This is a genomic window from Skermanella sp., assembly GCF_059503625.1.
This window is the reverse complement of the sequence record NZ_JCACHA010000457.1, coordinates 1-2,296: the sequence shown is the minus strand read 5'-3', so window position 1 is coordinate 2,296 and position 2,296 is coordinate 1. Positions and strand designations below refer to the sequence as shown.

General features: G+C 60.7%; 2 protein-coding genes. Both read left to right on the top strand.

Annotation, left to right across the window (positions count from 1 at the left end; translation table 11 throughout):
- Window positions 1-151: 151 nt before the first annotated feature.
- Window positions 152-358, top strand: coding sequence for a helix-turn-helix transcriptional regulator (locus AC5JJ6_RS10055; RefSeq protein ID WP_496041907.1), 207 nt, complete (start codon window positions 152-154; stop codon window positions 356-358).
- Window positions 355-2,296: phage/plasmid primase, P4 family (locus AC5JJ6_RS10050; RefSeq protein WP_496041906.1), on the top strand; the 1,942-nt coding region annotated here is incomplete at its 3' end. The genes AC5JJ6_RS10055 and AC5JJ6_RS10050, both read left to right, overlap by 4 nt.

Below are 2,296 nucleotides of genomic sequence, written 5' to 3'. Positions count from 1 at the left end.
CTGGTTCGAAACTTGACCTGTTTGTCTTTTCCTACGTTCCCCCTACGCCTCTCCTCCGTTTCTCGGAATTGATCTCCTCCGTAGTTTGTCACGACGTTTCTCCTCGATGTTTCGCATTAAACCGAGGGGAAACGTTTTGTGCATCATACACTTGAATCAGCACCAGCTTGCCCGCCGCTGGTGCATGAGCCCACGCACTCTGGAGCGCTGGCGCCTGACCGGTGGCGGTCCGCGCTACCTCAAGGTGGGCAAGCGGATCCTGTATCGCGAAGATGATATCGAGGCGTACGAATCTGATCGCCTGCATGCCAGCACCAGCAAGCCGGTCCCGGGTGATCAGCACTCGGCTGGTCGATGATCGGGATCGAGAACATGCAGTATATCAGCATGAGCGAGGTGCTGTGTCAGGCGCTTGACTATGCCGCCCGGGGTTGGCCGGTGCTTCCGTGTGATCCCGCTGCCGGGCCCCGTTGCAAGAGCCCCCTGGTCGCCAGAGATCATGACGAGGCTGGATTGCCGATTCCGCGCACCGGCGGGCTGTACAAGGCTACAAAGGACGAGCATCTGCTACGATCCTGGTGGTCGAACTGGCCCAACGCTATGATCGGGATGCGGACTGGGGAGGCATCGGGAGTTTTCGTGATCGATGTCGATGCCCAGAAAGCGCCCGGGCAGCCTGATGGCGTTGTCGCTTGGGCAACTTTGGTCAAGCAACACGGAGGTATTCCGACCACACGCGTTCATCGAACGCCCAGTGGAGGTATGCACATCTTGTTCAGATGGCGGGCGGATCGGCCGATCTCCAACAGACGGGGTCAGCTTCCTCCAGGGATCGATGTCCGCGGTGACGGCGGTTACATCATGATGCCGCCTTCCCGCCTGGAAGGCGGCGGGCGCTATGAGCTCGTTGAACCACCGGGCGATATCGACATTGCGGAGGCGCCGGATTGGCTTTATGCGTTGCTTGAGGCGCCGCCCAAGCATCAGCTGAACGGCCGTGCCCCGGCTATGGCAGGCGTAAATCGCTTGGGAGCGGCGAACCATTCGGAGATTTCACCGCAATACGCCGCCGCCGCGCTCGAGGGTGAGTTCCAGGCCGTTGCGAGAGCCGAGCCGGGAATGCGCAATACCAGACTGAACCAAGCGGCGTTCAACCTTGGCACTCTTGTCGATAGTGGTGCCCTGGCGCCGCAGCAGATTTCCGATCGCCTTGTCGAGGCCGCGACGCTATGTGGCCTGGTAGAGGAGAACGGCCTGGAGGCGGTGCTGGCCACGATCAATAGCGGACTCTCCGCTGGCATCAAAAACCCTAGGATCATTCCGAACCAGATGAGCAAATCGATCCGGCTGGTCAACGGATCGGCCGGTGGGCGACAGGGTGGGTCCAGCGATCCTCATGGAGGGCAGCAAGGTGACACGCCGGCGATTACGCAGGATGGTGTCGCCCAGCTTTTCTCCGCCAGGTTTTATGGCGAATTGCTGTTCTGCCATGATACCGGCACGTGGTTCAGGTGGGCGGGAACGCACTGGCGCAAGGACACGACCGACCACGTCTTTCAGGTTATCCGCGAAGTGGCCCGGGAAGCTACCGAGGAATCCAGCTTCAAGGTGCAGAAGGAGGCTCGGAAGGTCACGTTCGTTAGCGGCGTTGAGCGCTTCGCCCGAGGAGACCCTGCCTTCGCCGTCACAACGGACGCCTGGGACAGAGATCCTTCCCTTCTCGGCACTCCGGGCGGCACCGTGGACCTCAGGACTGGGAGGCTTCGTCCTGCAGATCCTGGCGACCGCATCACCAGGCTCACGGCGGTGGCACCTGCGGAAACCGTTGATTGTCCCCAGTGGCTGAACTTCCTGAATCAGGCCACCGGAGGCGACAAAGAGCTGATCCGGTCGCTGCGGCAATGGTGTGGCTATGCATTGACCGGCGACATCAGCGAACATGCGTTCGTGTTCATCTACGGACCAGGTGGAAACGGCAAGAGCGTGTTCCTCAACACCTTGACTGGCATCCTCGCGGACTACGCCGCCACCGCGCCGATGGACACCTTCACCGCCTCAAATGCAGGCAGGCATCCCACCGATCTCGCCATGCTCAGGGGCGCGCGTTTGGTGACCGCATCCGAAACCGAGGAGGGAAACTCCTGGGCTGAAAGCCGGCTCAAGCAGATAACCGGCGGCGATCCGATCTCGGCTCGCTTCATGCACCAGAATTTCTTTACCTACATGCCGCAGTTCAAGCTCATGATCATTGGCAACCACAAGCCGCCGCTGCGCAACATCGACGAGGCGATCAAGC